General features: G+C 59.8%; 27 protein-coding genes. 2 read left to right on the forward strand and 25 right to left on the reverse strand.

The annotated features are described in order from the left end of the window. The first annotated feature begins 86 nt into the window (after positions 1-86). Positions 87-950, forward strand: coding sequence for a Cof-type HAD-IIB family hydrolase (locus ACTQ1E_RS01290; RefSeq protein ID WP_441049197.1), 864 nt, complete (start codon positions 87-89; stop codon positions 948-950). Between the two features lie 118 nt (positions 951-1,068). Here the strand turns inward: ACTQ1E_RS01290 and ACTQ1E_RS01295 are convergent, their stop codons facing one another. The 4 genes from ACTQ1E_RS01295 to ACTQ1E_RS01310 all read right to left on the reverse strand — a co-directional run bounded on the left by ACTQ1E_RS01295 (position 1,069) and on the right by ACTQ1E_RS01310 (position 7,430). Next, positions 1,069-1,863, reverse strand: a complete 795-nt coding sequence (locus ACTQ1E_RS01295) for a Cof-type HAD-IIB family hydrolase (protein ID WP_427794984.1) — start codon at positions 1,861-1,863, stop codon at positions 1,069-1,071. A 206-nt stretch (positions 1,864-2,069) separates the two neighbouring features. Continuing rightward, positions 2,070-3,890: an adenine deaminase gene (locus ACTQ1E_RS01300; protein WP_441044634.1), complete on the reverse strand. Its 1,821-nt coding sequence runs from the start codon at positions 3,888-3,890 to the stop codon at positions 2,070-2,072. A gap of 273 nt (positions 3,891-4,163) precedes the next feature. Next, positions 4,164-5,375 (reverse strand): tyrosine--tRNA ligase, encoded by a 1,212-nt coding sequence (gene tyrS, locus ACTQ1E_RS01305; RefSeq protein WP_154516034.1) that lies wholly within the window; start codon positions 5,373-5,375, stop codon positions 4,164-4,166. Between the two features lie 96 nt (positions 5,376-5,471). Further along, complete coding sequence (locus ACTQ1E_RS01310; protein WP_441564423.1) at positions 5,472-7,430, reverse strand: U32 family peptidase; 1,959 nt, start codon at positions 7,428-7,430, stop codon at positions 5,472-5,474. Between the two features lie 160 nt (positions 7,431-7,590). On the opposite strand from ACTQ1E_RS01310, the gene ACTQ1E_RS01315 reads away from it, so the two are divergent. Further along, positions 7,591-9,771 (forward strand): transglycosylase domain-containing protein, encoded by a 2,181-nt coding sequence (locus tag ACTQ1E_RS01315; RefSeq protein ID WP_441564424.1) that lies wholly within the window; start codon positions 7,591-7,593, stop codon positions 9,769-9,771. 172 nt (positions 9,772-9,943) lie between these two features. Here the strand turns inward: ACTQ1E_RS01315 and ACTQ1E_RS01320 are convergent, their stop codons facing one another. The 21 genes from ACTQ1E_RS01320 to rplE all read right to left on the reverse strand — a co-directional run bounded on the left by ACTQ1E_RS01320 (position 9,944) and on the right by rplE (position 22,494). Next, positions 9,944-10,381, reverse strand: coding sequence for an arginine repressor (locus tag ACTQ1E_RS01320; RefSeq protein ID WP_154516043.1), 438 nt, complete (start codon positions 10,379-10,381; stop codon positions 9,944-9,946). A gap of 132 nt (positions 10,382-10,513) precedes the next feature. Further along, the gene (locus tag ACTQ1E_RS01325) at positions 10,514-11,563 is read right to left on the reverse strand and encodes a glycosyltransferase (RefSeq protein ID WP_441049191.1); all 1,050 of its coding nucleotides are present in this window, start codon (positions 11,561-11,563) and stop codon (positions 10,514-10,516) included. A 146-nt stretch (positions 11,564-11,709) separates the two neighbouring features. Continuing rightward, positions 11,710-12,534 (reverse strand): tRNA pseudouridine(38-40) synthase TruA, encoded by an 825-nt coding sequence (gene truA, locus ACTQ1E_RS01330; protein ID WP_427717709.1) that lies wholly within the window; start codon positions 12,532-12,534, stop codon positions 11,710-11,712. 92 nt (positions 12,535-12,626) lie between these two features. Further along, a complete protein-coding gene (rplQ, locus tag ACTQ1E_RS01335) occupies positions 12,627-13,109 on the reverse strand; it encodes a 50S ribosomal protein L17 (RefSeq protein ID WP_271742473.1) in 483 nt (160 codons plus the stop codon). A gap of 30 nt (positions 13,110-13,139) precedes the next feature. Next, positions 13,140-14,081 (reverse strand): DNA-directed RNA polymerase subunit alpha, encoded by a 942-nt coding sequence (locus ACTQ1E_RS01340; RefSeq protein ID WP_154516055.1) that lies wholly within the window; start codon positions 14,079-14,081, stop codon positions 13,140-13,142. Between the two features lie 32 nt (positions 14,082-14,113). Next, positions 14,114-14,710: a 30S ribosomal protein S4 gene (rpsD, locus tag ACTQ1E_RS01345; protein ID WP_006235275.1), complete on the reverse strand. Its 597-nt coding sequence runs from the start codon at positions 14,708-14,710 to the stop codon at positions 14,114-14,116. Positions 14,711-14,729: 19 nt separating this feature from the next. Further along, positions 14,730-15,134, reverse strand: coding sequence for a 30S ribosomal protein S11 (gene rpsK / locus ACTQ1E_RS01350; RefSeq protein ID WP_006235274.1), 405 nt, complete (start codon positions 15,132-15,134; stop codon positions 14,730-14,732). Positions 15,135-15,148: 14 nt separating this feature from the next. Next, the gene (gene rpsM, locus ACTQ1E_RS01355; protein ID WP_154516058.1) at positions 15,149-15,523 is read right to left on the reverse strand and encodes a 30S ribosomal protein S13; all 375 of its coding nucleotides are present in this window, start codon (positions 15,521-15,523) and stop codon (positions 15,149-15,151) included. Positions 15,524-15,537: 14 nt separating this feature from the next. Continuing rightward, positions 15,538-15,651 carry a 50S ribosomal protein L36 gene (rpmJ, locus tag ACTQ1E_RS01360; protein ID WP_006363204.1) on the reverse strand — a complete coding sequence of 38 codons (114 nt, stop codon included), beginning with the start codon at positions 15,649-15,651 and terminating at the stop codon, positions 15,538-15,540. Between the two features lie 150 nt (positions 15,652-15,801). Continuing rightward, the gene (gene infA, locus ACTQ1E_RS01365) at positions 15,802-16,020 is read right to left on the reverse strand and encodes a translation initiation factor IF-1 (RefSeq protein WP_035137443.1); all 219 of its coding nucleotides are present in this window, start codon (positions 16,018-16,020) and stop codon (positions 15,802-15,804) included. A 232-nt stretch (positions 16,021-16,252) separates the two neighbouring features. Then, positions 16,253-17,041 carry a type I methionyl aminopeptidase gene (gene map / locus ACTQ1E_RS01370; RefSeq protein ID WP_329738298.1) on the reverse strand — a complete coding sequence of 263 codons (789 nt, stop codon included), beginning with the start codon at positions 17,039-17,041 and terminating at the stop codon, positions 16,253-16,255. Further along, positions 17,038-17,664: an adenylate kinase gene (locus tag ACTQ1E_RS01375; RefSeq protein WP_154516064.1), complete on the reverse strand. Its 627-nt coding sequence runs from the start codon at positions 17,662-17,664 to the stop codon at positions 17,038-17,040. Before ACTQ1E_RS01375 ends, map begins: the two co-directional genes overlap by 4 nt. An 18-nt stretch (positions 17,665-17,682) precedes the next feature. Then, entirely contained in the window at positions 17,683-18,969 is a 1,287-nt protein-coding gene (gene secY / locus ACTQ1E_RS01380) for a preprotein translocase subunit SecY (protein ID WP_370450586.1), read from the reverse strand. Then, positions 18,963-19,412 carry a 50S ribosomal protein L15 gene (gene rplO, locus ACTQ1E_RS01385; protein ID WP_006235267.1) on the reverse strand — a complete coding sequence of 150 codons (450 nt, stop codon included), beginning with the start codon at positions 19,410-19,412 and terminating at the stop codon, positions 18,963-18,965. The genes secY and rplO overlap by 7 nt, the downstream gene beginning before the upstream one ends. A gap of 3 nt (positions 19,413-19,415) precedes the next feature. Next, positions 19,416-19,598 (reverse strand): 50S ribosomal protein L30, encoded by a 183-nt coding sequence (gene rpmD / locus ACTQ1E_RS01390; RefSeq protein WP_154516067.1) that lies wholly within the window; start codon positions 19,596-19,598, stop codon positions 19,416-19,418. A gap of 2 nt (positions 19,599-19,600) precedes the next feature. After that, positions 19,601-20,125 (reverse strand): 30S ribosomal protein S5, encoded by a 525-nt coding sequence (rpsE, locus tag ACTQ1E_RS01395; protein ID WP_154516070.1) that lies wholly within the window; start codon positions 20,123-20,125, stop codon positions 19,601-19,603. A gap of 14 nt (positions 20,126-20,139) precedes the next feature. Further along, positions 20,140-20,508 carry a 50S ribosomal protein L18 gene (gene rplR, locus ACTQ1E_RS01400; protein WP_118270231.1) on the reverse strand — a complete coding sequence of 123 codons (369 nt, stop codon included), beginning with the start codon at positions 20,506-20,508 and terminating at the stop codon, positions 20,140-20,142. Positions 20,509-20,583: 75 nt separating this feature from the next. Continuing rightward, positions 20,584-21,120, reverse strand: coding sequence for a 50S ribosomal protein L6 (gene rplF, locus ACTQ1E_RS01405; RefSeq protein ID WP_370450587.1), 537 nt, complete (start codon positions 21,118-21,120; stop codon positions 20,584-20,586). Positions 21,121-21,153: 33 nt separating this feature from the next. Beyond that, complete coding sequence (gene rpsH / locus ACTQ1E_RS01410) at positions 21,154-21,552, reverse strand: 30S ribosomal protein S8 (protein WP_006235262.1); 399 nt, start codon at positions 21,550-21,552, stop codon at positions 21,154-21,156. Positions 21,553-21,671: 119 nt separating this feature from the next. After that, positions 21,672-21,857, reverse strand: a complete 186-nt coding sequence (locus ACTQ1E_RS01415) for a type Z 30S ribosomal protein S14 (protein WP_022094280.1) — start codon at positions 21,855-21,857, stop codon at positions 21,672-21,674. Positions 21,858-21,936: 79 nt separating this feature from the next. Further along, positions 21,937-22,494, reverse strand: coding sequence for a 50S ribosomal protein L5 (gene rplE / locus ACTQ1E_RS01420; RefSeq protein ID WP_154516073.1), 558 nt, complete (start codon positions 22,492-22,494; stop codon positions 21,937-21,939). Positions 22,495-22,541: the final 47 nt, after the last annotated feature.

Below are 22,541 nucleotides of genomic sequence, written 5' to 3' on the forward strand. Positions count from 1 at the left end.
GCCAGCCCCAGCTCCCGGGTCGCCCGGTGAAGGCGAGGAAGAAGGGCGTGAAGGGAGCGAAGAGCGTTGCTGCCTAGGCTAGCCCCTTGTCACACAAACTACCGAAGCCTCTTGTTTTTTCCGATATGGATGGAACACTGTTGACGAGTGACAAGCAGATGAGCGACGCCACCTGGACGATGCTCGACGAGCTCGCACGTCGCGGCATTGAGTTTGTACCGTGCACGGGGCGTCCGCTGTCGGGCGTCTTTGAGGCCATCCTCGCCCATCCTGCCGTGCACTACGCAGTCTGCGCCAATGGCGCTAGCGTCTGGCAGCTCGACGAGGATGTGCCCACCGATGCCTCACGCGCCACGCGCATATTGAGCCGACCGCTCGACCGCGCCATCGCCCACCGCGTCCATAGCATTGCCGCCGGCCACGATGTGACCTTCGATATCTTCGCGGACGGGCGGTGCTTCCTCCCCCGCTCGCTCTACACGCGCCTGGACGAATTCTGCGGCGGAGATCCTCACATCGCGGCTTCGCTCAAGCGCACGCGAACGCCGATCGACATGGATATCGACAGCAAAATCGACGAGGTCGAGGTGCTCGAACGCATCGCCATGTACTGGCACGACTCAGCCGACCGCGATGCTATCGTGGCGGCGCTCGACACACTCGAAGGCATTGAGGTCACGCGTTCGTACGCCATGAATATCGAGGTCATGGGCGGGGGCGCCACCAAGGGAACGGCATTGGCTTGGCTATGTGGGCATCTGGGCGAGCCTCTCGCCGACGCCTGGGCGTTCGGCGACAACATCAACGACATACCCATGCTGCAGGCGGCGGGCCACGGCATGGCCATGATCAACGCCGAGCCCGAGGACCGCAAGGCCGCCGACGCCATCACCGAACACGACAACGACCACGACGGCGTCGCCCACACCATCATGGCCGCCCTCGCCTAGCAGCAGCAACCCGGCAGGGTAGCTAATTTGGGACGGGGCTTTTTTAGCTACCCTGGTCACAGTAGTCGTTGGGGGCACTCTTCGCGGGGCGCTGCAAGGACTGTCCCCATCTGCCGAATTAGGCGAGACTCTCCAGCACGCGACGGAGCTCCTGCTGGACGGCGTGGTCGCGGTTGCACCCCACCACGCGATCGGCGACTGCCTTGAGCGCGGGGCGCGCGTTTTCCATCGCGCAGCCCGTGCCGACAAAGCGAATGATCTCGTAGTCGTTCATCGAGTCGCCAAAAGCCATGACCTCGTCGCGTTCGACGCCATAGTGCTCCATGAGCTGTGCGATGCCCGAGGCCTTCGACACACCGGGCTGCATGGCATCGATCCACGCGTTGCCCGAAGGCGCAAAGGTAAAGAACTGGCCGAGCTCGCGCTGCAGTACGTAAGCGCTGTCCATAACGGCACCATCATCGCAAAAGATACTCGCCTTGATGATATTTACGCTGGGATCGGGCAGCTCCCAAATGCGCTCGGCATTGGGAAGGTCCTTATCCACCTCGCGCACGAACTTACTCTCGTCATCGAGCAAGAAGGACTTGGTTCGGTCAAAGAGCGCAAGATGCAGATTGGGAAACGTCGCGACGGCCTGGGCTAGCTTTCGAATCGCCAGGTGCGAATACACCTCACGGCCTACCATTTTGCCGTCGGCGTAGACCTGGGCACCGTTAGCTGCGACAAAGTCCATTTTGTCGCGAACGGGCGCAAAGAACTCGCACAGGCGATCGTAGCGGCGGCCTGACGATGCGGCAAAATGCACGCCATGCTCGCGTAGCGCCAAAATCAGTTCGTAGGTCTCGGGAGGCACCTGGCCGTTTTCGTCAAGCAACGTGCCGTCCATATCGGATGCAATCAGCTTAAACATAGAAAAGCTCCCTTCGGGCTTGCTGGAATCGAACGTGTATCCGATTCCAACGTACCCAAAGGGAGCTCAAATAAGACCCCGCAGTCATAAACGTTACATAGACCTGGCAAATAGCTCACGCGCGCCAGAGAGCCCACGGTCGCGGCGTCAGGCGACACGCCAAAGAGTGTCCCCAGCGACTAGTCGTTTAAGAACGTCCCCGATGACTAGTCGGCGTAGGTGAAGGTCGTGACGTCGAACATGCCCTCGGGGCGGATGCGGAGCGTCGGGATGACCGGCAGGGGCAGGAAGATGATGCCCATGATGGGGTCGAGCGGCGGCTCAATACCCATGGCGCGCGCCTTGACCATAAAGTCGTCGTGCTGCGCCGCGACATCCTCGGCCGTGCCCTCGCTCATCAGGCCACCGAGCGCCAGCGGAATGCGCGCCACGACCTCGCCGTTGCGCACCAGCACGTGACCGCCCTGGCCCACGGCCTCAACAGCAGCCATCATATCGGCGGCGTTGTCGCCCACCACGCACACGTTGTGCGAGTCGTGGCCGATTGTGGAGGCAATGGCGCCACCGGTGATGGTGAAACCGCGCACCCAGCCGCGACCGATATGCTTGCCGACCAGGCCCAGGCCAGCGGGGCCGTCGCCGTCGACGCCCTCGGCTTGCAGCGACACGCCGCGGCCATGGCGCTCAATCAGCATAATGCGGCGCAGGCCCTCGGCGCTCTCGGGGCGAGCCATACCCGTGATGGCCTTACCCGGCACCACGTCAATCACAGCCTCGCCCGGCTTAAAGGCATAGTCGAAAACGTCGAGCGAAAGCTTCGGCAGCTTAACAGAGGCGCGCAGCTCATCGGCAAGGGCTGCAACCTCAGCCATCTCGGGTGCGATCTCGCCCACAAAGGTGCCATCCTGCGCCACCAGAGCACCGGCGGCATATACGCGATGCGGGGCCGTGGCAAACGTCAGATCGTTGAGCACCAGCAGGTCGGCACGCTTGCCCGGAGCGATGGCGCCGCGGAGCTCATGCGGGTCACGACAGCCGTGGTCCAGGCCAAAGGCCTCGGCCGTGGAAAGGGACGCCATGGAGATGGCGACCACCGGGTCGATGCCGGCCTCGATAGCCACGCGGCAGGCATTGTCGATCATGCCGGTCGAAAGTGCATCGGAGGGAGCGCGGTCATCGGTCGCGAAGCAGCAGCGGCGGGCACGGGCGGGGTTTTCCAGCAGCATAGGCGACAGGTTGGCAAGATCATGGCTGCAGGTGCCCTCGCGCAGCATGACATACATGCCGCGGGATAGCTTGTCGAGCGCTTCCTCGGGAATCGTCGACTCGTGGTCGGCGATAATACCCGCCGCGGCATAGGCGTTGAGATCCTTGCCGGCAACAAGCGGAGCATGACCGTCAACCTGCTTGGACGGTGTCTGGTTGGCAGCATCGATGCGAGCGCAGGTCTCGGGGTCGGCCATAAAGACACCCGGCAGGTTCATCATTTCGCCCAGACCAAAGACGTCGCCCGGATGCTCGGCAAAAAACGCCTGCATATCGGCAGCAGTGATGACGGCACCGGCCTGCTCGTCGGGCAGTGCGGGCACGCACGAAGGCATCATGTACTTGATGGAGATGGGCGCGCGACAACCGTCCTCAATCATAAAGCGCAGGCCGTCTAGGCCGGAAACGTTAGCGATCTCGTGGCTGTCGGCAATAGCGGTGGTGGTGCCACGCGTCGCCGCCATGCGCGCATACTCGGCGGGACGGATGTTCGAGGACTCGATATGCAGATGTCCGTCGATAAAGCCGGGTGCGAGATAGCGACCCTGACAGTCGATAACCTCAGCTGCCTCGTACGTGCCAGCAGCGTCATCTCGACCATCGTAGAGAACACCGACAATCACGCCGTCCTTGACGGCGACGCTACCGGGCGCCACGCGCTGACCGTACACATCAACGATCTGTGCGTTGGCAAACAGCGTGTCGACGGGCACGCGGCCCTCGGCGGCATCGATCACAGACCTCATGACCTCAACGGACATACATACTCCTTTAACCGTAGAAAAAAGCTGCGGAGCGGACAGACCTTCACCGCAGCAAGCCAATAGCCATTGTATGCCCAAACGATGGGCCAGCAATACGCCCCTCTGCTTAACGGCACGCACCACTTGGCGCAATGGGGACAGGTTGCTTTGCACCACTGACAAGGAGTGTCCCAAAGTGCCGGCACAAAAGGATCATCCCTAAGTGCCAAAAAGGCCGCAGTCGGAAATCCCGGCTGCGGCCTTGTTGCACTTGTGAGGTCAACTTGCTCGTTAGACCAACTTGAAGCCCTTGCGCTTGCCCACGGAGAGGGTGTCGCCCAGCTTGAGGGCACTGGGGTCGATGTTGTAGCTCTTGGGAGCCACGGCCTTGCCGTTGATCTTGACACCGCCGCCATCGATGTCGCGACGAGCCTGGCCGGCGCTGGCCGAAAGACCCAGGTCCTTGAGCAGGCCGGCAAGGTAAATCTGGCCCTCGTCGTTTACGGTCAGCTCAATATGCTTCTCGGGGAAGTCGGCGAGCTGGCCCTCCTTGAACACGCGGTCGAACTCGGCCTGAGCCTCGTCGCCGGCACCGGCGCCGTGGTAGGTGTCGCACAGGTCGCGGCCCAGAGCGCGCTTGAGCTCATAGGGATCGGCAGAGCCATCGGCCAGGGCAGCGTCGATCTTGTCGACCTCGGCCGGGGTGAGCGAGCTCGCCAGGCGGTAGTACTTGCCGATCATCTCGTCGGGGATGGACATGGTCTTGCCGAACATATCCTTGGGCGCGTCGGTCAGACCGATGTAGTTGCCATAGGACTTGGACATCTTACGGACGCCATCGGTGCCCTCGAGCAGCGGCATGGTGAGCGCGATCTGCGGCTCCATGCCCATCTTCTCCATGAGCTCACGGCCGGCGAGCAGGTTGAAAAGCTGGTCGGTGCCGCCCATCTCCACGTCAGCCTTGATCATGACCGAATCGTATGCCTGCATCACGGGATACAGGAACTCGTGCAGGGCGATCGGCGTCTGGGACTGATAGCGCTTGGTAAAGTCATCGCGCTCAAGAATGCGGGCGACGGTGAACTTGGAGCACACCTGCAGCAGACCGGCCAGGTCCATCGACAAGATCCAGTCGCCGTTGTGCACGATGGTGGTCTTCTCGGGGTCCAAGATCTTCATGGCCTGGCTCACGTAGGTCTCGGCGTTGGCCTCGATCTGCTCCTGAGAAAGCTGCGGGCGGGTGGAGTTCTTGCCCGAAGGATCGCCGATCAGCGCGGTACCGTTGCCGATGATCAGGGTGACGTTGTGGCCCAGGTCCTGGAACTGGCGCATCTTGCGCAGGGGCACGGCGTGGCCCAGGTGCAGGTCGGGGCTGGTGGGATCGACGCCGAGCTTGATGTTGAGGGGCTCGCCCTTCTCAAGCTTCTTGCGAAGGTCGGCCTCGGGGACGATCTTCGCGGCGCCCGAGGTGATGATACGCATTTGCTCGTCAACAGACAGCATTGGGTATCCTCCTTTTGCTATAGCACCCTCGCCGAAAACGGCGGTGCTGGAAGTCCATAAACTCTCATATGATAACAAACTGACGCGACGCGGCACCTACGACAGGAAAATCCTCGTCCTGCCGCATGCGTCGATGGCAACTGGCAGACGTGTACCGTCACGATCGACCAGATAGCGCGTCTGCCGGCGACGCAAGCAGTCGCGGCAACAGGCCTGTCCCGTCGCATCGGTGGCACAGACGCCCTCGGCGGTCAGCAGGCAGTGCTCGCACACCATGAGCTCGGTACGATCGGTATCGACGGGGCCCAGGACGCCAGGACAGGCGGCAAGCTCGGCAATGCGTTTCGCATCGTGAGCGACAAGTTCGGCAGGCAAAAACACGCGCTGCGCCCCAAGCCCTCGCAACCAGGCGAGCGTTGCCCGGTTCGCACAGAACACCGGCGCTGCCACGTCAAAGGCGACGCGCAGTTCGCGAGCTATCGCCACTTGTCCCAGATTACGACAGACGATGCGGCCGGCACGCTGCATGAGCGACCGAGTGCGCTCGATATCGCCCACACGGCAGACCTCGTCGAGCACAACAGTCGCACCGGACAGGTCGAGCTCTTCGTTCGGGTCCTGGTCCATCAGCTGCCAGGCAAAGACCAAGCGAGCGGCGACAGACTCTGCAGGTTCTTCCGGCTGCGTACCGCTATCCATCAGAACGCCCGCAAACGGCAGCGTCTCGACAGCGCGTTTCGCAAGCACGGCCGCATCGGCCTCGGCCCGCATGCGCTCCAGCGCCGCCGCCGTTTGCTCAAGCACACCAGCGCTGCGAATCAGATACACTTCGCAGCCCGCGTCGACCTTGCGCTTGCAATGGACAACGATGCGCTCCCCCGCCGCGGCATCCACCGGGCAGGGAACTTGCGGCCAGCGTTTAGGTACATCGGGACGCGCGTCGGCGCCCGGGTAAAACCTGATCTCGAGCGTATCGCCCGCCGCCACGGCGGCATCGAGCTCGACGGTCACTTCCTCGTGTCCCACGGCAACCAAACGGCCCACACGCACGCCCTGGTTGATCGCGCGTTCAAAACTCATAAGCTCCGCGCCCGAGCGGCCTCGCAGATACGCGTCGGTAAACCCGCGGTTAAACGATCTTCCCAGCTCACGTTCGAGCGCCTGCACGGCATCGGAATCCCACGCGCCATCACGCAGCATATCGAGCGCCCGGCGCCACGCCCGCACCACGTTGTAGACGTAGTCGGGGTTCTTCATACGCCCCTCGATCTTGAGCGACGCCACCCCGGCAGCAACAAGCTCGGGTAAATGAGCAATGCCCAGATAGTCACGCGGGCAGAGCAGACGATCGCCTTCGACGGCAACGACGCTCTCCCCAGCCTCATCTACCAAATCGTATGCCAGGCGGCACGGCTGCGTGCAGTCGCCACGCATCGCCGACCGTCCGCGCCGCAGGGCCGAAAACTCGCACGCGCCCGAATAGCCAATGCATATGGCGCCATGGCAGAACACCTCGATGGGCACACCGGTAGCGCAGAGCGTCGCAATCTCTGCCACGGTCAGCTCGCGCGCCGTCGTCACGCGCTCGACCCCCAGCTCGTCAGCCGCCAAACGCACGGCGCCCTTGCTATGGACGCCCGCTTGGGTGGACAGATGAATCTCGACCCCCGGAATTGCCGCATGCAGCGCGCGGGCTAGGCCCGCATCTGCCACGATCAGTGCATCGGCGCCCAGCGCATGCGCATGTGCCCCCAGTGCCACGGCTTCGGACAGCTCGTCGTCGAACACGAATACGTTGAGCGTCACGTACACGCGCGCACCATGGGCGTGCGCCACGGCACACCCGCGCGCAAATTCGTCATCACTAAACCCGTGCGCACTCACGCGGGCGTTAAATCCGCTCAACCCGGCATAAATGGCATCGGCACCTGCCGCGATCGCGGCGAGCATCTGATTGAGCCCGCCAGCCGGAGCCAACAGCTCGGGCAGTGCCAGCCCCGATGTTGGCGTCCCATTCCCGCATTGTCTGCTAGGCTCAGTCGCCCAAATCGCCATCGGCAAACTCCTTACCAAGGTATGCAATCGCTCTGTTAATTGCCGTCAACCAGCATACACGAGGCTTCGCGCGGCTCGATTGGTTTATCGTGTAATAACTTATGTCCATCCTGCCCGACGCACACCCGCCGCCTGGCACGACATACTTGGAGGTCAACATATGGGTCCTCGCCAACGACAGGGACACGGTCGCTCTAAGACGCACGTCCTGCCCGTCATCCTGCTTTCGCTTTTGGGCTTTTTGCTCATCGCGGGCGTAGCATTTGGCATCGGCATGATCGGCAACGTCAACCGCTGGCTGTCCGACCTGCCCGACTACACCGACGCCAACGCCTATCTGGTCAGCGAGCCTACCGAGATTGTTGACTGCAACGGCAACAAGATCGCCAGCTTCTATACCCAAAACCGCAAGTCCATCACCAAGGACCAGGTCTCCCCGTACGTCCTGCAGGGCACGATCGACGTCGAGGACGAGCGTTTCTACGAGCACGGCGGAATCGACCTCTTGGGCATCGCGCGTGCCTCGGTGGCAACCCTTGCCGGCGGCCACGAAGGAGCCTCGACCATCACCCAGCAGCTGGTGCGCAACACCATCCTGCAGGAGGAACAGTTCGACTCGACCATCGAGCGTAAGGTGCGCGAGGCCTATATCGCCATCAAGATGGAGGACATGTACTCCAAAGACGAGATCCTCATGATGTACCTCAACACCATTTACTATGGCCACGGCGCCTATGGCATCGAGGCCGCCGCCGAGACCTATCTCTCCAAGAGTGCTTCCGACCTCACCCTGAGCGAGGCCGCACTGCTCATCGGTCTGCCCAACTCGCCTTCACAGTACGACCCCACGGTCAATCCCGACCTGGCGCTTTCCCGCCGCAATAAGGTGCTCGACAACATGCTGCGCCTGGGCCACATCACGCAGGAAGAGCACGATGCCGCGCAGGCTGAGCCCATCACCCTCAACGTGACCGAGATCTCGGGCAGCGGCGTCGACGTATACTCACAGCCCTACTTTGTCTCCTACGTCAAGCAGCTGCTCGAGCAGGAGTTCTCCACCGACGTACTCTTTAAGGGTGGCCTGACTGTTAAGACCACCATCGACCCCACCATGCAGCAGGTGGCCGAGGAGGCTGTGCGCTCACAGCTCGACACGCTTTCGCTCGATGGCCTGGACATGGGCATGGTTGTCGTTGACCCCAAGACCGGCTACATCAAGTGCATGGTGGGCGGCTACGACTACAACGCCGACGAGAATCACGTGAACCACGCTACGGCAAAGCGCCCCGTGGGCTCCACGTTTAAGGCCTTTACGCTGGCAACTGCCATCCAAAACGGCATGAACCCCAACGTTATTCTCAACTGCAACTCGCCACTCAAGGCCAAGGGCACCACGACCGAGGTGCAAAACTATGACAAGCAGAGCTATGGCAACATCACGCTTAAGCAGGCAACGGCATACTCATCCAACACCGGCTATATTCAGGTGGCCGAAGCCATCGGCAATGACAAGATCATGTCGCTCGTCAAAAAGCTCGGCATCGATCCCGCCAAGGACAATATCGAGGACGTTCCCGTCATGACGCTCGGCACCGGGTCCATCTCACCGCTCGAGATGGCATCGGCCTACGCCGCTTTTGCCAACGGCGGCTATTATCGCCAGCCGATCGCCATCACCGAGATCGACTCGCGTACCGGCTCGGTTCTGTACCAGCACACCGACAATCCCACGCGGGTGCTCACCGAAGGTGAGGCTGCCGCGGTTACCGACGTTCTATCCGGCGTCATGCAGGGCAGCGGCACGGGTGCCGCCGGCGCGCTGAGCGTCAACCAGCCCTATGCCGGCAAGACGGGCACCACTGACAACACCACCAACCTGTGGTTCTGCGGCTACACGCCGCAACTGGCATGCGCCCTGTGGACCGGTTATTCCGCAGGCGAGATTCCCATCCAAAAGTACGGTTCGGACCTGCTGGGCGACAGCACCAACCTGCCCGTCTTTAAGAAGTTCATGAACACCGTTCTTGCGGGCGCCGAGCGCGAGGAGTTCCCGACCGGAACGGCTCCCACGTACAAGAACAATAACGTCTGGAAGTTCTACGGCACAAACAACAAGAAGAAGGAAGAGGACGAGGATAAGGACGAAGACGAGGAAGAAGAGACGGAGACCACCGGCGGGAGCGGCAACGAGGGCGGCAACACCGGCGGCGAAGGCGATGGCGGCAGTACCACCCCTACTCCCGACCCCAGCCCCGATCCCAGCCCCAGCCCCAGCCCCGACCCTGGCCCGACCCCCGATCCCAGCCCTAGCCCGACCCCCGATCCTTCCACAGGTCAGTAGATAGCAAAGCGCCCGAGCAGCTCAAATGCTCGGGCGCTTTTTGCTGGGACATACATGGCATATCGCGCGCAATCGAGATGCCACGACAGGAGCGTCACAAAAAGGGCGTCGGCTCAAAACCGACGCCCCTGTATTTCCACCGTCTTAGCTGGCGTTGTTTACGCGCGTAAAGCTATTTACGCGCGGCACTGAGCTTGTTAATCAGCGCTTCGAGGCGTTCGCCATCCTCGGCAGTCTGAGCGATAACCAAAATCGTGTCATTGCCGGCAAGCGATCCGAGCACATCGGGCAGCTCGGCCGCATCGACAGCCGCGGCAATGCCCGAGGCGGTGCCGGGCTGAGCCTTAATCATAACCAAGTTGTCGGTGCGCAACACACCGGTAACCAGCTCGGAGACCATGCGCTGCAGGTGCAGGTCCTCAGCCAGAACATAGATGCCCTCGGGCAGTTTGCGCAGCCCCATATCGGCGATGTCACGCGAAACCGTCGCCTGCGTGCAATCAAAGCCCATGGCGCGGAGTTCGTCCACCAGCACGCGCTGCGTACGCACGTCTTTATTGCGCACGATATCTCTGATGGCATCCTGGCGCCCGTTGCGTTTTTTAGCCATATAAAACCTCACTCCATAGATGGCGAAGACAATCTATCAGTGATTGAATAGTTTAGCGCTATTTGAGGCTATTTGTGAATAAGAACGCATTTCGAAACAATTCTATGCAAATTATTTGCGAATATGACACAGCTAGGCTATCCTTGCGCCCGTTCTGTTCAAAAAAGCAGCCAGATGCGCATACATAACGCAGCGCATAGGCTTAACGTTGGCAATCGGCCCAAACAAAAGCCCAAGGCCTCGGCGCTCTCCCTTAAGGGCCACCGCCATCTGGCGGGTCCGCACGTCGTTGAGCATATCACGCAATCGTGCCGTGCGCTCAATTGAAGACACCCCATGGGGGCTCAGGCACAAATTCTCGATACAAGCAACCAAGCGGCCATAGTAAAACCGTTGGCAGGCCAGCTTTAGATGGTTATCGTCATCTATTGCGTCAAATGGCACGCAAAGCTCTTCAAGCGCCTTGGCGTCATCGGAAAGTCGCGAGAACATGGTGGGGTCGAATGAATCCGCAACCGATGGCGCGGCCGTATGGAAACAAGCTTCGGCGCACCCAAATACGCGTTCCGCATGCGAAAGGGCAGGCGCCAAAAAGGCGATCGCACGATACGACTCGGCATGCTGCAGACACAACTCAAACAGGGAGCGTTCATACATCACGCCGGAATGTTGACAAACCAGACCGCTCTCGACCAACTTGGCCAGGCCTAAAGCCCGGTCTCCATCGTCGGCAAGAGCAATGGATTGCGCGTCCAACATACGAGAATGGCGTTCCCGATGCGTATCGTAGCGATCGAGCGACACCGAGGGAAATACGATATCTGCCGAGGTCTCACAAGCGACATCGAGCATTGCCAAAAACGCGTGCGGCGCAAACCACTCGTCGGCGCTCATAGCGATAATGTGGGCCCCGCGCGAAGCGGCAAAACCCTCGCGAAGGCAAGCTCCGCTCGACGGATCGTCAACGTCTATCAAATCGATGTGAATATCTCTGCCCGCGGCAACATCGAGCGAATGACGAACGCCCGGCGCAGCGTTGCGACATGCAACGACAATCTGCATATCGTAGAGGTCTTGGTTTTGGACGCTTTCGAGTGCACGCATCGCGTAGCTGGGCGAACCCTCCACAACAAGGATCACCGAAAGTCGCGGAAGCGAGCCACGTCGAAGCAAGTTATCCATCCTCTCGACAGGAATAATCAACTGCCGTTCATGGTACACCCCGGCAATAAACGCAATGAGTCGCCTGATGCGCTGCACGCCAAGAACAGATGTTGCACACGGCTCGCCCACACGAGCAGCATACTTAGATGGCTCTCGCTTCTCACCTATTCGAGCGCGACGAGCTCGGTGGGGTCATAATCTACGCCCATAAAGGTAAGGCCGCACGCCGGCGCCGTGGGACCCGCAGCAGTACGATCGCAAGCGTCAATCACCTCGCGCATCCACTCGGGATCGCGGCGATGCATGCCGATCTCGACGAGCGTTCCCACGATGGTGCGCACCATCGAATGCAAAAACGCATTGCCCTCGATGGTAAACGTGAGGATATCCTCGCCAAAGGCGACCTCGTGGCCAAACTCGGCACGCATCACGCAACGATGCGTTGGCTTGCCCACGGCAGAAGCGACCTTACAAAAGCTCTTAAAGTCCTGTTCGCCCAAAAGCGCTGGGCAGGCGGCTGCCATCGCATCCACGTCCAAAGGATAACGATGCCACCATACCGCACCACGCGATAGCACCGGACGCGCATCGCGATCGGCAATGCGGTAGGTATAGGTCCGAGAACGTGCGTCGAAACGCGCAGAAAAGCCCTTACGGGCCTTGTAGACCTCATTAACGGCGATATCTTTGGGCAGCAGCGCGTCCATAGCTCGCAGCCACCTGCGGCGCGTTAAAGCGAGCTCAGCATCCGTAACGGGCACGCTGATGTATTGGGCCACCGCATGCACCCCTGCATCGGTGCGCCCGGCACACGTCAAATCGACTGAACGGCGCAAGAGCGTCTCTATGGCAAGACGCAGCTCTCCGGCAACCGTCGTCTGCCCCGGCTGCTCGGCAAATCCGCTATAGGACGAGCCGTCATAGGCAACACGAAACACCAACGTGGCATCGAGCTCTGGAGTCAAATTGAAATCAGACGGCGCGGTCATGGGCGCTCCCAACAAACAAACAACGATATCGTGACAAAAAAAGAGGGGTACGCGAACGTACCCCTCGAATATAGCCTATGCAGACGAATTGTCTACTCAGCGGTCTCCTCAGCAGGAGCCTCCTCGGCAGCGGTCTCCTCGACAGCCTCGACCTTCTTGGGAGCAGCGGCCTTCTTGGGGGCCGGAGCAGCCTTCTTGGCCTTGGGCGTGCAAGGCTCGGTGACGAGCTCCATGATAACGATGGGAGCGTTGTCGCCCTTACGGTTACCGAGCTTCATGATGCGGGTGTAACCGCCGTTGCGATCCTGCCACATGCCCTGAGCAGCCTTGTCGAAGATCTCGGCAACGAGCTGCTTATCGCCGAGCTTGGCGATAGCCAGACGACGAGAGTGCAGGTCGCCCTTCTTGGCCCAGGTGATGATCGGCTCGACAACCGAACGCAGCGCCTTAGCGCGGGTCTCGGTGGTCTTGATGCGGTCGTTCTCGAAGAGGGCCTTGGCCAGGCTCTTCTTCATGGCCTTGGTGTGGCTCGCATCGGTGCCGAGCTTCAGGCCCTTCTTAACGTTGTGACGCATGGTCTAGTTTCTCCTCAAATATGCGAAGCATTAAGCCTTCAGGCTCAGGCCCATGGACTCAAGCTTGTCCTTCACTTCCTCGATCGACTTAACACCGAAGTTGCGGATGTTCAGAAGATCGTTCTCCGAGAACTCAACGAGCTGACGGACCGAGTGAATGCTGGCACGCTTAAGGCAGTTGTAGGAACGGACAGAAAGGTCCAGATCCTCGATCTGCTTGTCCAGCTCGGCGTTGTCGTTGGTGACCTCGGGAGCGAAGATCGAAACCTCCTCCTCGACCTCGGGGGTCTCGGCAAGGTTCATAAAGGCAGCCATATGCTGGTTGATGATATTGGCAGCCTGGACCACGGCGTCGCGCGGGGCGATGGAGCCGTTGGTCTCGATCTCGAGGACAAGGCGGTCGTAGTCGGTGTGCTGACCGACACGGCAAGCCTCAACGAGCTTGGCGCAACGGGATACCGGCGAGTACAGCGAGTCGACGTGGATCACACCGATGGGATCGTTGTCGCGCTTGTTGGCCTCGCCAGAGACATAGCCGCGGCCATAGCCGATGCGCATGCTCATGGTGAGATGGCCACCCTCGGTGAGCGTAGCGATGTGCTGCTCGGGGTTGACCAACTCAAACTCGGACGGAATAAAGAAGTCCGCACCGGTGACCTCGCAGGGGCCGTCAACCGAGATGGTGGCGGTCGCCTCGTCGGTCGTGCCGAGAGCCCTGAAGACAAGACCCTTGACATTCAGGACGATGTCAGTGACATCCTCGACCATGTTAGGGATGGTCATGAACTCGTGCTGCGCACCATCGATCTGAATAGCCTCGACGGCGGCACCCTCGAGCGAGGACAGAAGAACGCGACGCAGGGAGTTGCCCAGCGTATCACCGTAACCGCGCTCGAGCGGCTCGACGGAGACACGAGCAGACGTCTCGTTGATCTCTTCGACCTGAACCTGAGGCCTAATGAATTCTGACATGTATTACCTCCAGCCTCAGCAGCCCGGATGGACTACTTAGAGTAGAGCTCGACGATGAGCTGCTCGTTGATATCACCGCTGATCTGCTCACGCGTCGGCAGAGCGAGCACGTTACCAGACAGCTTCTCGATATCGACCTCAAGCCAGCCAGGGACCTCAAAGCGCTCGGAGGAAATCAGAGCCTCCTTGATGGGGAGGAGGTCACGGAACTTCTCGCCGACAGCGACGACGTCGCCGGCCTTGACGCGGTAGGACGGGATGTCCACGCGCTTGCCGTTCACGGTGAAGTGACCGTGGCGGACGGACTGACGAGCCTCTTTACGGGTGCGAGCGAAGCCAAGACGGAAAACAACGTTGTCGAGGCGAGACTCAAGGATGATCATGAGGTTCTCACCGGTGACGCCGTTCATCTTACGGGCCTTGTTGAAGTAGCCGTGGAACTGCTTCTCCAGAACGCCATAGATGAACTTGACCTTCTGCTTCTCGCGCAGCTGCATGCCGTACTCAGATTCCTTGCGACGGCGCTTGGGCTGACGGATAGATTCCTTCTTGCTGCTGTAACCGAGCTCAGCGGGATCGATCCCGAGCTGACGGCAGCGCTTAAGAACAGGAGTCCTGTCGATTGCCATATTGATACGATCCTTTCAGTTACACGCGGCGACGCTTCTTGGGGCGGCAGCCGTTGTGCGGGATGGGGGTCTTGTCCTGAATGCTCGAGACCTCGAGGCCAGCAGCCTGGAGGGAGCGGATGGCGGTCTCACGACCGGAGCCGGGGCCCTTGACGAAGACGGAAACCTTCTTCATACCGTGCTCCATGGCCTGCTTGGCAGCAGCCTCGGCAGCCATCTGGGCAGCGAACGGCGTGGACTTACGGGAGCCCTTGAAGCCCACCTGGCCAGCCGACTTCCAGGAAATGACGTTGCCCTGGGGATCGGTGATCGAAACGATCGTGTTATTGAACGTAGAACGGATGTGAGCCTGGCCCACGGAAATGTTCTTACGGTCCGCGCGCTTCAGACGGGCAGCGCGAACGTTCTTCTTAGCAGTAGCCATCTATCTAGCGCTCCTTATTTCTTCTTCTTAGCACCGATCTGACGCTTCGGGCCCTTGCGGGTACGAGCGTTAGTGTGGGTGCGCTGGCCGCGGACCGGGAGGCCCTTGCGGTGACGAAGGCCGCGGTTGCAGCCGATGTCCATAAGGCGCTTGACGTTCTGGTTGCGCTCACGGCGGAGGTCGCCCTCAACCATGATCTGGTTCTTGTCGATATACTCGCGGATGGCGTTAACCTCATCCTCGGTGAGGTCCTTAACGCGCGTATCCACGTTAACGTTGCACTCGACGCAAATCTTCGTCGCAGTGGTGCGGCCGATGCCGTAAATGTAGGTCAGACCGATCTCAACGCGCTTCTCACGCGGGAGGTCGACACCATTAATACGGGCCAACGTAGTCTCCTCTCTTAACCCTGACGCTGCTTATGACGGGGGTTCTCGCAAATGACGAGGACCTTGCCATGGCGCCTAATGATTTTGCACTTATCGCACATCTTCTTGACCGAAGGACGTACCTTCATCGTTCTTCCTTTCGGTAGCGCTCAAACTACTTCCCTACTATCTACTCGCCCAGCCGCAGGCGTTTAAAACTATGGCTGGTCTTCACACACAATCCGACCGTAGGTTGAGCTAAGCCTGCAGTCGGAAATAGAGTGTGTGTATGCGTGCCGCTATTTGTAGCGATAGGTGATGCGGCCGCGGGTCAGGTCGTACGGGGAAAGCTCCACGACAACCCTGTCACCGGGGAGAATACGGATGTAATTCATTCGAATCTTGCCAGAAATGTTGCACAGAACCGAATGACCGTTCTCGAGCTCGACCTTAAACATGGCATTAGGCAACGGTTCCTTTACCGTACCCTCGAGCTCAATTGCGTCTTCCTTCTTCACAAGCAATCATCTTTCTCTAGAAAACGACAGCGATTGAGTATTCTACAACACGTATACACGCATCGTAATAACTTCGTAATGGCTCCACAACTACGGTGAACTTATTACATTTGAAATGTAAAACAAAGCCGTTCCCTGATGCCCAAGATCGCCTTGAAATGAGAAGGCATAGACCTTGGGGTCATGCCTTCGAAATTGAAAGGCGAGGTTGGGCATCAGGGGGCGGCGACTTTTACATTTCTCCGCCTTGGAGCGAACACCAGGATCCTTGCGCATCCGTGGTGAGAATCACCGGACCGTCATTGGTGATGGCGACGGTGTTCTCGTAGTGCGCGGCGGGCAGGTGGTCGTTGGTGGTGACGATCCAACCGTCGGAGCCCGTGCTCACATGGTTGGAACCCATCGTTACCATCGGCTCGATGGCAATGACCATACCGGCCTGGAGGCGAACGCCCCTCCCCTTCTTTCCATAGTTAGGAACGTTGGGGTCCTCGTGCATCACGCGGCCAATGCCATGGCCCACATAGTCACGAAGCACGCCATAACCGTGAGACTCGGCGAGGGACTGGACGGCATAACCAACATCCCCGATATGGTTACCGGGAACAGCCTGCTCAATGGCAGCCTTAAGGCAATCGCGCGTGACCTCGCACAGGGCCTTGGCCTCGGGCGTAGGGGTGCCGACGAAAAACGTCCATGCGTTATCGCCAACCCAACCGTCGACAACGGCTCCCGTATCGATAGAGATGATATCGCCATCGCGCAGGATCATATCGGGGTTGGGAATACCGTGGACCACGGCATCGTTGATCGATGCGCAAATGGTCCCCGGGAACCCGCCGTAACCCTTAAAGGCCGGGGTGCCGCCATGCATGCGGATAATCTGCTCCGCGAGCTGATCGAGCTCAAAAGTCGAAACGCCGGGACGCACCATGGCTCCAACGTGGCGGAGCGCCATCTTAGATAGCGCTCCTGCCTTCTTCATCTGCTCGATTTGCGTTGCAGACTTAATCTTAATCATAGACCGAGGGCCTCTTTGACATCCCCGTATACGGTCTCGCGAGCCTGGTCACCGTTGACCGACTTGAGCAGACCCTGGCCACGATAGTAATCGACAAGCGGGCTCGTGGACTTCTCGTAGACGTCGAGACGGTTCTTGATGGTCTCGGGCTTATCGTCGTCGCGCTGATACATCTCGCCGCCGCATTTGGGGCAGGTAACATCGGCAGCAGTGCCGGTGTAACCGCAGGCGCGGCAGGTGCGACGCGAAGACAGACGATCGATGATGACCTCGGGGGCAACGTCGACCAGAAGGGCGCAGTCGATCTCGCGACCCATGGTGGAGAGCTCGGAATCGAGCGTCACAGCCTGGGCGGTGTTGCGCGGGAAGCCGTCGAGGATGAAGCCCTGCTGGGCGTCATCGGCGGCAAGGCGCTCCTTGACAAGGTCGATCACGAGCTGGTCGGGAACGAGCTCGCCAGCGTCCATGTACTTCTTAGCCTGAATACCAAGCTCGGTGCCACCCTTGACGGCAGCACGCAGCAGGTCGCCCGTGGAGATGTGAGCGACGCCAAACTCGGCGACGAGCTCCTGTGCAACGGTGCCCTTACCGGCACCCGGAGCTCCGAGCAATACGAGGTTCATGAGCAATCCTCCTCTAGCCTATTTAAAGAATCCATCGTAATCATACATCTTGATCTGGCCTTCGAGCTTGTCGACCGTGTCGAGCACGACGCCGACCATGATGAGGATGGACGTGCCGCCAAATGCCTGGATCAGCTGATTGCCCGTGAAGGAGAAGATGATCGAAGGCACGATGGCGATGAGCGCCAAAAAGACAGCGCTGGGAAGCGTAATCTTGTTGAGCGCGTTCTTGATGTAGGCCGCGGTAGCCCTACCCGGACGAACGCCCGGAATAAAGCCGCCCTGCTTCTTAAGGTTGTCGGCCGTGTCATCGGGATTGAACACCATGGAGGTGTAGAAGTACGCGAAGAACACGATGAGGACAACGTTAAGCACCCAGTTGAGCCAACCGGTCGAAAGCGCAGAGGCAACTGCCTGAATCCAGCCGATGCCGGGGAAGAACACGGCAACCTGAGCCGGGAAGTACAGCAGCGCCGAAGCGAAGATGATCGGCACGACACCCGCGGTGTTGACCTTGATGGGCAGGTAGGTGGTCTGGCCACCCATCATGCGACGGCCCACGACGCGCTTAGCGTAGGAGACCGGAATGCGGCGCTGGCCGCGCTCAAGGAAAACAATCAGCGGGATAACCAGCAGGATGATGGCGCAGATGATCACCATAGTGATGATGCCACCGCCATTGCCCTCGGTGCTGGAGAAGATCGCCTGCGGTAGACCGGCCATGATGTTCGCAAAGATGATCAGCGACATGCCATTGCCGATACCGCGCTGGGTAATGAGCTCACCAATCCACATGATCAGCATGGCGCCCGCGGTGAGCGTGCCGACGATCATGAGGTCGAAGATGATCTCGGGAGCGGCGGCGCCATTAAAGCTGATGCCGAAGCTCTTAAAGAGGAAGAGGTAACCCACGGAGTTGAGGATTGCCAGAGCCAGGGTGAGGTAACGCGAATACTGCGTAATCTTGGTCTGACCGACCTCGCCCTCGCGGGCAAGCTCATGCAGGGAAGGCACAACGGCCTGGAGCATCTGGAGGATGATCGAGCTGGTGATGTAGGGCATGATGCCCAGCGAAAACACCGACACATAGCTCAACGCGCCGCCAGAGAAAAGATTCAGGAGGGCCATAGCACCTGCGGCGACCGAATTGTTATCGGTCGAGAAAAGGCCCAGCATCCCCTGGAAGGGAATGCCGGGCACAGGAACGTGCGCACCAATGCGGTACACGACGAGCATAGCTATGGTAAAAAGAATCTTTTCGCGCAGTTCTTTGATGCGGAAAGCATTCTTAAGACCATTTAGCACGGCAGCTCGACCTTTCCGCCGGCGGCCTCGATCTTGGCCTGCGCAGAAGCGCTGACCTTGTCGACCTTGACCGTGAACTTCTTGGTAAGCTCACCATTGCCGAGCACCTTGACGGGCTCGAACTCGCTCTTGGTGATGCGAGCGGCCTTAAGAGCGGCACCGTCGATCACAGCGCCATCCTCGAACTTACGCTCGAGACGCTCAACGTTAACAGCGGTGTACTCGATACGACGGGGGTTGCGGAAGCCCGGAAGCTTGGGCAGGCGCATAGCCAGCGGAGTCTGGCCACCCTCGAAGCCGGCACCCTTGGTGCCGCCAGAGCGAGAGCCCTGGCCCTTCTGGCCGCGGCCAGAAGTGGTGCCGTGACCCGAAGAATTGCCACGGCCAACGCGCTTGCGGTTCTTGGTGGAACCGGGCGCGGGAGTAAGATCGTGAAGCTGCATTTGCTACTCCTCTACAATCTCGACAAGGTGCTTGACCTTGAAGATCATGCCGCGGACGGACTCGTTGTCAGTAATCTCGCGAACCTCGCGGATCCTGTGGAGACCGAGGGCACGGACAGTACGGACCTGGTCCTGCTTGCAACCGTTGGTGCTGCGGACCTGCTTGATCTTGATGGTGTCAGCCATGCTTAGTTCTCCTTACCGACGAACATCTCGGAGACCGTCAGGCCACGGCGAGCCGCGACGTCCTCAGGGCTGGAGAGCTCCTTGAGGCCCTCGACGGCAGCCTTGATGATGTTGAGGCCGTTGTCGGTACCGAGGGACTTGGACAGGACGTTCTTGATGCCAGCAAGCTCGAAGAGAGGACGCACAGCGCCGCCGGCGATAACGCCGGTACCCTCGACAGCGGGCTTGATGATGATGCGGCCGGCACCAAAGTGGCCGATAACCTCGTGCGGAATGGTGCCCTCTTCGGTCACCGGCACGTGGAACATGTTCTTCTTGGCATCGAGAGACGCCTTGGAGATGGCCATGGGCACCTCAGCGGACTTGCCCATGCCAACGCCGACGTTGCCCTTGCCATCGCCAACGACGACGAGAGCGACGAGGCTCATGCGACGACCGCCCTTAACGGTCTTCGACACGCGGTTGATGTAAACGACGCGCTCCTCGAACTCGGAGGCCTCGCGCTGCTGCTTCTGATTACGAGCCATGTGCTACATACCTCCTAGAACTCGAGACCGGCGGCACGAGCACCGTCGGCGAGGGCCTTGACGCGGCCATGGTAGATACGGCCACCGCGATCGAAGGCGACCTTGGTGATGCCGGCCTCGATGGCACGCTTGCCAACGAGCTGACCGACCTTCTCCGCAGCCTCCTTGTTCGAGGTGTGGGTGCCCTTGAACTCGGCCTCGAGGGTCGAGGCAGAGACGAGCGTCAGGCTGGAGCCCTTGCTGTCGTCGATGATCTGGGCATAGATGTTGGCGTTGGTACGGGTCACGCGAAGACGCGGACGCTCGGCGGTACCCGAGATCTTGCCGCGAACACGACGCTGACGACGCTTGAGGCCTTCCAGCTTCGCCTTATGCTTGTTCATACGTAAACTCCTAAAAAGGTTGATCTTGCCAGCACCTAACGGGGTGCTGGTCTTATGCGAGTGAGTCGGTTACGACTACTTGGCGGCCTTACCCAGCTTGCGGCGGATGTGCTCGCCAACGTAGTGGATACCCTTGCCCTTGTAAGGCTCGGGAGGACGATGGCCGCGGATCTCAGCGGCGATCTGACCGACCTGCTGCTTGTTGATACCCTTGACGTTCACGTGGGTGTTGTCGGGAACCTCGAAGGTGATACCCTCGGGAGCCTCGACGATCACGGGGTGCGAGAAGCCCAGGGAGAACTCGAGGTTCTTGCCCTTCTGCTGCACGCGGTAACCGACGCCGGCGAGCTCGAGCTTCTTCTCGAAGCCCTCGGAAACGCCAACAACCATGTTGTGGATGAGGGCGCGGGTGAGGCCGTGGCGGGCACGGGTCTCACGCTCGTCGTCGGGACGGGAAACGGTGAGGACGTTGTCCTCGATGTTAATAGCGAGCTTCTCATAGACATCGAGCTCGAGCTGGCCCTTGGGGCCCTTGACGACAACGTTGTTGCCGTTGACTGCCACTTCGACTCCGGCGGGAATCTGGACAGGCTTATTACCGATACGAGACACGGTGATCTCCTTTCCTTCTACCTACCGAGCGAATTACCAGACGTAAGCGATGATCTCGCCGCCGACGTTGTGCTTGCGAGCATCGCGGTCGGTCATGACGCCATGGCTGGTGGAAATAATGGCGGTACCAAGGCCACCGCGGACGCGGGGCATGTCGGCAACGCCGGTGTACTTACGCAGGCCCGGCTTGGAAATGCGGCGGATGCCGTTGATGACCTTAGCCTTCTTGGGACCATACTTAAGCGTGATGTGCAGAGTCTTCTGGGGAACGGTGTCCTCGACATCGTAGCCCTCGATGTAGCCCTCCTCGTGCAGAACACGAGCGATCTCGACGAGCTTCTTGCTGCTCGGCATGGAGACCGTGGCCTTGTTCACAGAGTTAGCGTTACGAATGCGCGTAAGCATATCTGCGATCGGGTCTGTAAGGTTCATACAGATTCTCCTTCGTTCTTGATGAACACGTGCTCTTGGTTCTTCGCCGCCCTTAACGGCAAAGCCTAACTAGCACGTTTTCCCTGTTCCAAACGGATGCTTGAAACGCTGGTAGTGACTTACCAGCTGGCCTTCTTAACGCCGGGAAGCTCGCCCTTGAGTGCAAGCTCGCGGAAGCAGACACGGCACAGGCCGAACTTGCGGTACACAGAGTGCGGACGGCCGCAGCGCTGGCAGCGCGTGTACTCACGAGTAGAGAACTTCTGCTTGCGATTGCACTTGACGATCATCGATGTCTTAGCCACTTATATCCTCCTCACATAGAGTATTGTTCGCCCCAAGCGCCGCCCCCTTGTGGGAACGGCGCTTATAGGGCAGGTGAACCTATTTCTTGAACGGGAAACCAAAGGCGTCCAGAAGGGCCTTGGCCTCCTCATCGGTGTTGGCGGTGGTCACGAAAGTGATGTCCATACCACGCTGGTGATCGACGGAGTCAAAGTCGATCTCGGGGAAGATGAGCTGCTCGGTGACGCCCATGGAGAAGTTACCACGGCCGTCGAAGCTCTTGGCGGAGATGCCGCGGAAGTCGCGGATACGGGGGATAGCGACGGAGGTCAGACGATCGAAGAACTCCCACATACGGTCGCCACGCAGGGTAACCTTGCAGCCGATCGGCATACCAGCGCGCAGGCGGAAGGTAGCGATGGACTTGCGGGCACGGGTGATCATCGGCTGCTGGCCGGTGATGGCGCGCAGGTCGCGCACGGCACCGTCGATGGCCTTGGAATCGGTAGCGGCCTCGCCGACACCCATGTTCACGACGATCTTCTCAAACTTGGGGATCATCATGACGTTCTCGTACTGGAACTTGTCCTGAAGCTGCTGCTTGACCTCGTTGTTGTACTTGGCCTTCAGACGCGGCACATACTTCTCTTCTGCCATTGTTCACTCCTTCTTGGGGTTTTAAGCACGGGGCGTGGCCACGGTGG

Origin of the sequence: Collinsella sp. LCP21S3_C7 (assembly GCF_052118485.1) — a bacterium.
In the GTDB taxonomy this organism is placed as follows: domain Bacteria; phylum Actinomycetota; class Coriobacteriia; order Coriobacteriales; family Coriobacteriaceae; genus Collinsella.

Bases quoted from the DNA above. Each gene is read 5' to 3' on its own strand.
- rpmJ (WP_006363204.1), bottom strand. From the start codon at position 15,651: ATGAAGGTACGTCCTTCGGTCAAGAAGATGTGCGATAAGTGCAAAATC.
- ACTQ1E_RS01300 (WP_441044634.1), bottom strand. From the start codon at position 3,890: ATGTCCGTTGAGGTCATGAGGTCTGTGATCGATGCCGCCGAGGGCCGC.
- rpsK (WP_006235274.1), bottom strand. From the start codon at position 15,134: ATGGCTACTGCTAAGAAGAACGTTCGCGCTGCCCGTCTGAAGCGCGCG.
- ACTQ1E_RS01325 (WP_441049191.1), bottom strand. From the start codon at position 11,563: ATGGATAACTTGCTTCGACGTGGCTCGCTTCCGCGACTTTCGGTGATC.
- ACTQ1E_RS01320 (WP_154516043.1), bottom strand. From the start codon at position 10,381: ATGGCTAAAAAACGCAACGGGCGCCAGGATGCCATCAGAGATATCGTG.
- ACTQ1E_RS01375 (WP_154516064.1), bottom strand. From the start codon at position 17,664: ATGAACCTCGTATTGCTCGGAGCTCCGGGTGCCGGTAAGGGCACCGTT.
- map (WP_329738298.1), bottom strand. From the start codon at position 17,041: ATGATTAAGATTAAGTCTGCAACGCAAATCGAGCAGATGAAGAAGGCA.
- truA (WP_427717709.1), bottom strand. From the start codon at position 12,534: ATGACCGCGCCGTCTGATTTCAATTTGACTCCAGAGCTCGATGCCACG.
- rpsH (WP_006235262.1), bottom strand. From the start codon at position 21,552: ATGAACCTTACAGACCCGATCGCAGATATGCTTACGCGCATTCGTAAC.
- rplQ (WP_271742473.1), bottom strand. From the start codon at position 13,109: ATGCGTCACAACGTTAAGAAGGGCCTGAAGCTCGGCACCGATGCGAGC.
- ACTQ1E_RS01295 (WP_427794984.1), bottom strand. From the start codon at position 1,863: ATGTTTAAGCTGATTGCATCCGATATGGACGGCACGTTGCTTGACGAA.
- rpsE (WP_154516070.1), bottom strand. From the start codon at position 20,125: ATGGCTCGTAATCAGAAGCAGCAGCGCGAGGCCTCCGAGTTCGAGGAG.
- ACTQ1E_RS01310 (WP_441564423.1), bottom strand. From the start codon at position 7,430: ATGGCGATTTGGGCGACTGAGCCTAGCAGACAATGCGGGAATGGGACG.
- ACTQ1E_RS01315 (WP_441564424.1), top strand. From the start codon at position 7,591: ATGGGTCCTCGCCAACGACAGGGACACGGTCGCTCTAAGACGCACGTC.
- rplR (WP_118270231.1), bottom strand. From the start codon at position 20,508: ATGAACAAGCATAAGGCGAAGCTGGAAGGCCTCAAGCGTCGTCAGCGT.
- rplO (WP_006235267.1), bottom strand. From the start codon at position 19,412: ATGCAGCTTCACGATCTTACTCCCGCGCCCGGTTCCACCAAGAACCGC.
- rplE (WP_154516073.1), bottom strand. From the start codon at position 22,494: ATGGCAGAAGAGAAGTATGTGCCGCGTCTGAAGGCCAAGTACAACAAC.
- ACTQ1E_RS01340 (WP_154516055.1), bottom strand. From the start codon at position 14,081: ATGTCAGAATTCATTAGGCCTCAGGTTCAGGTCGAAGAGATCAACGAG.
- rpsD (WP_006235275.1), bottom strand. From the start codon at position 14,710: ATGGCAATCGACAGGACTCCTGTTCTTAAGCGCTGCCGTCAGCTCGGG.
- tyrS (WP_154516034.1), bottom strand. From the start codon at position 5,375: ATGCTGTCTGTTGACGAGCAAATGCGTATCATCACCTCGGGCGCCGCG.
- rpmD (WP_154516067.1), bottom strand. From the start codon at position 19,598: ATGGCTGACACCATCAAGATCAAGCAGGTCCGCAGCACCAACGGTTGC.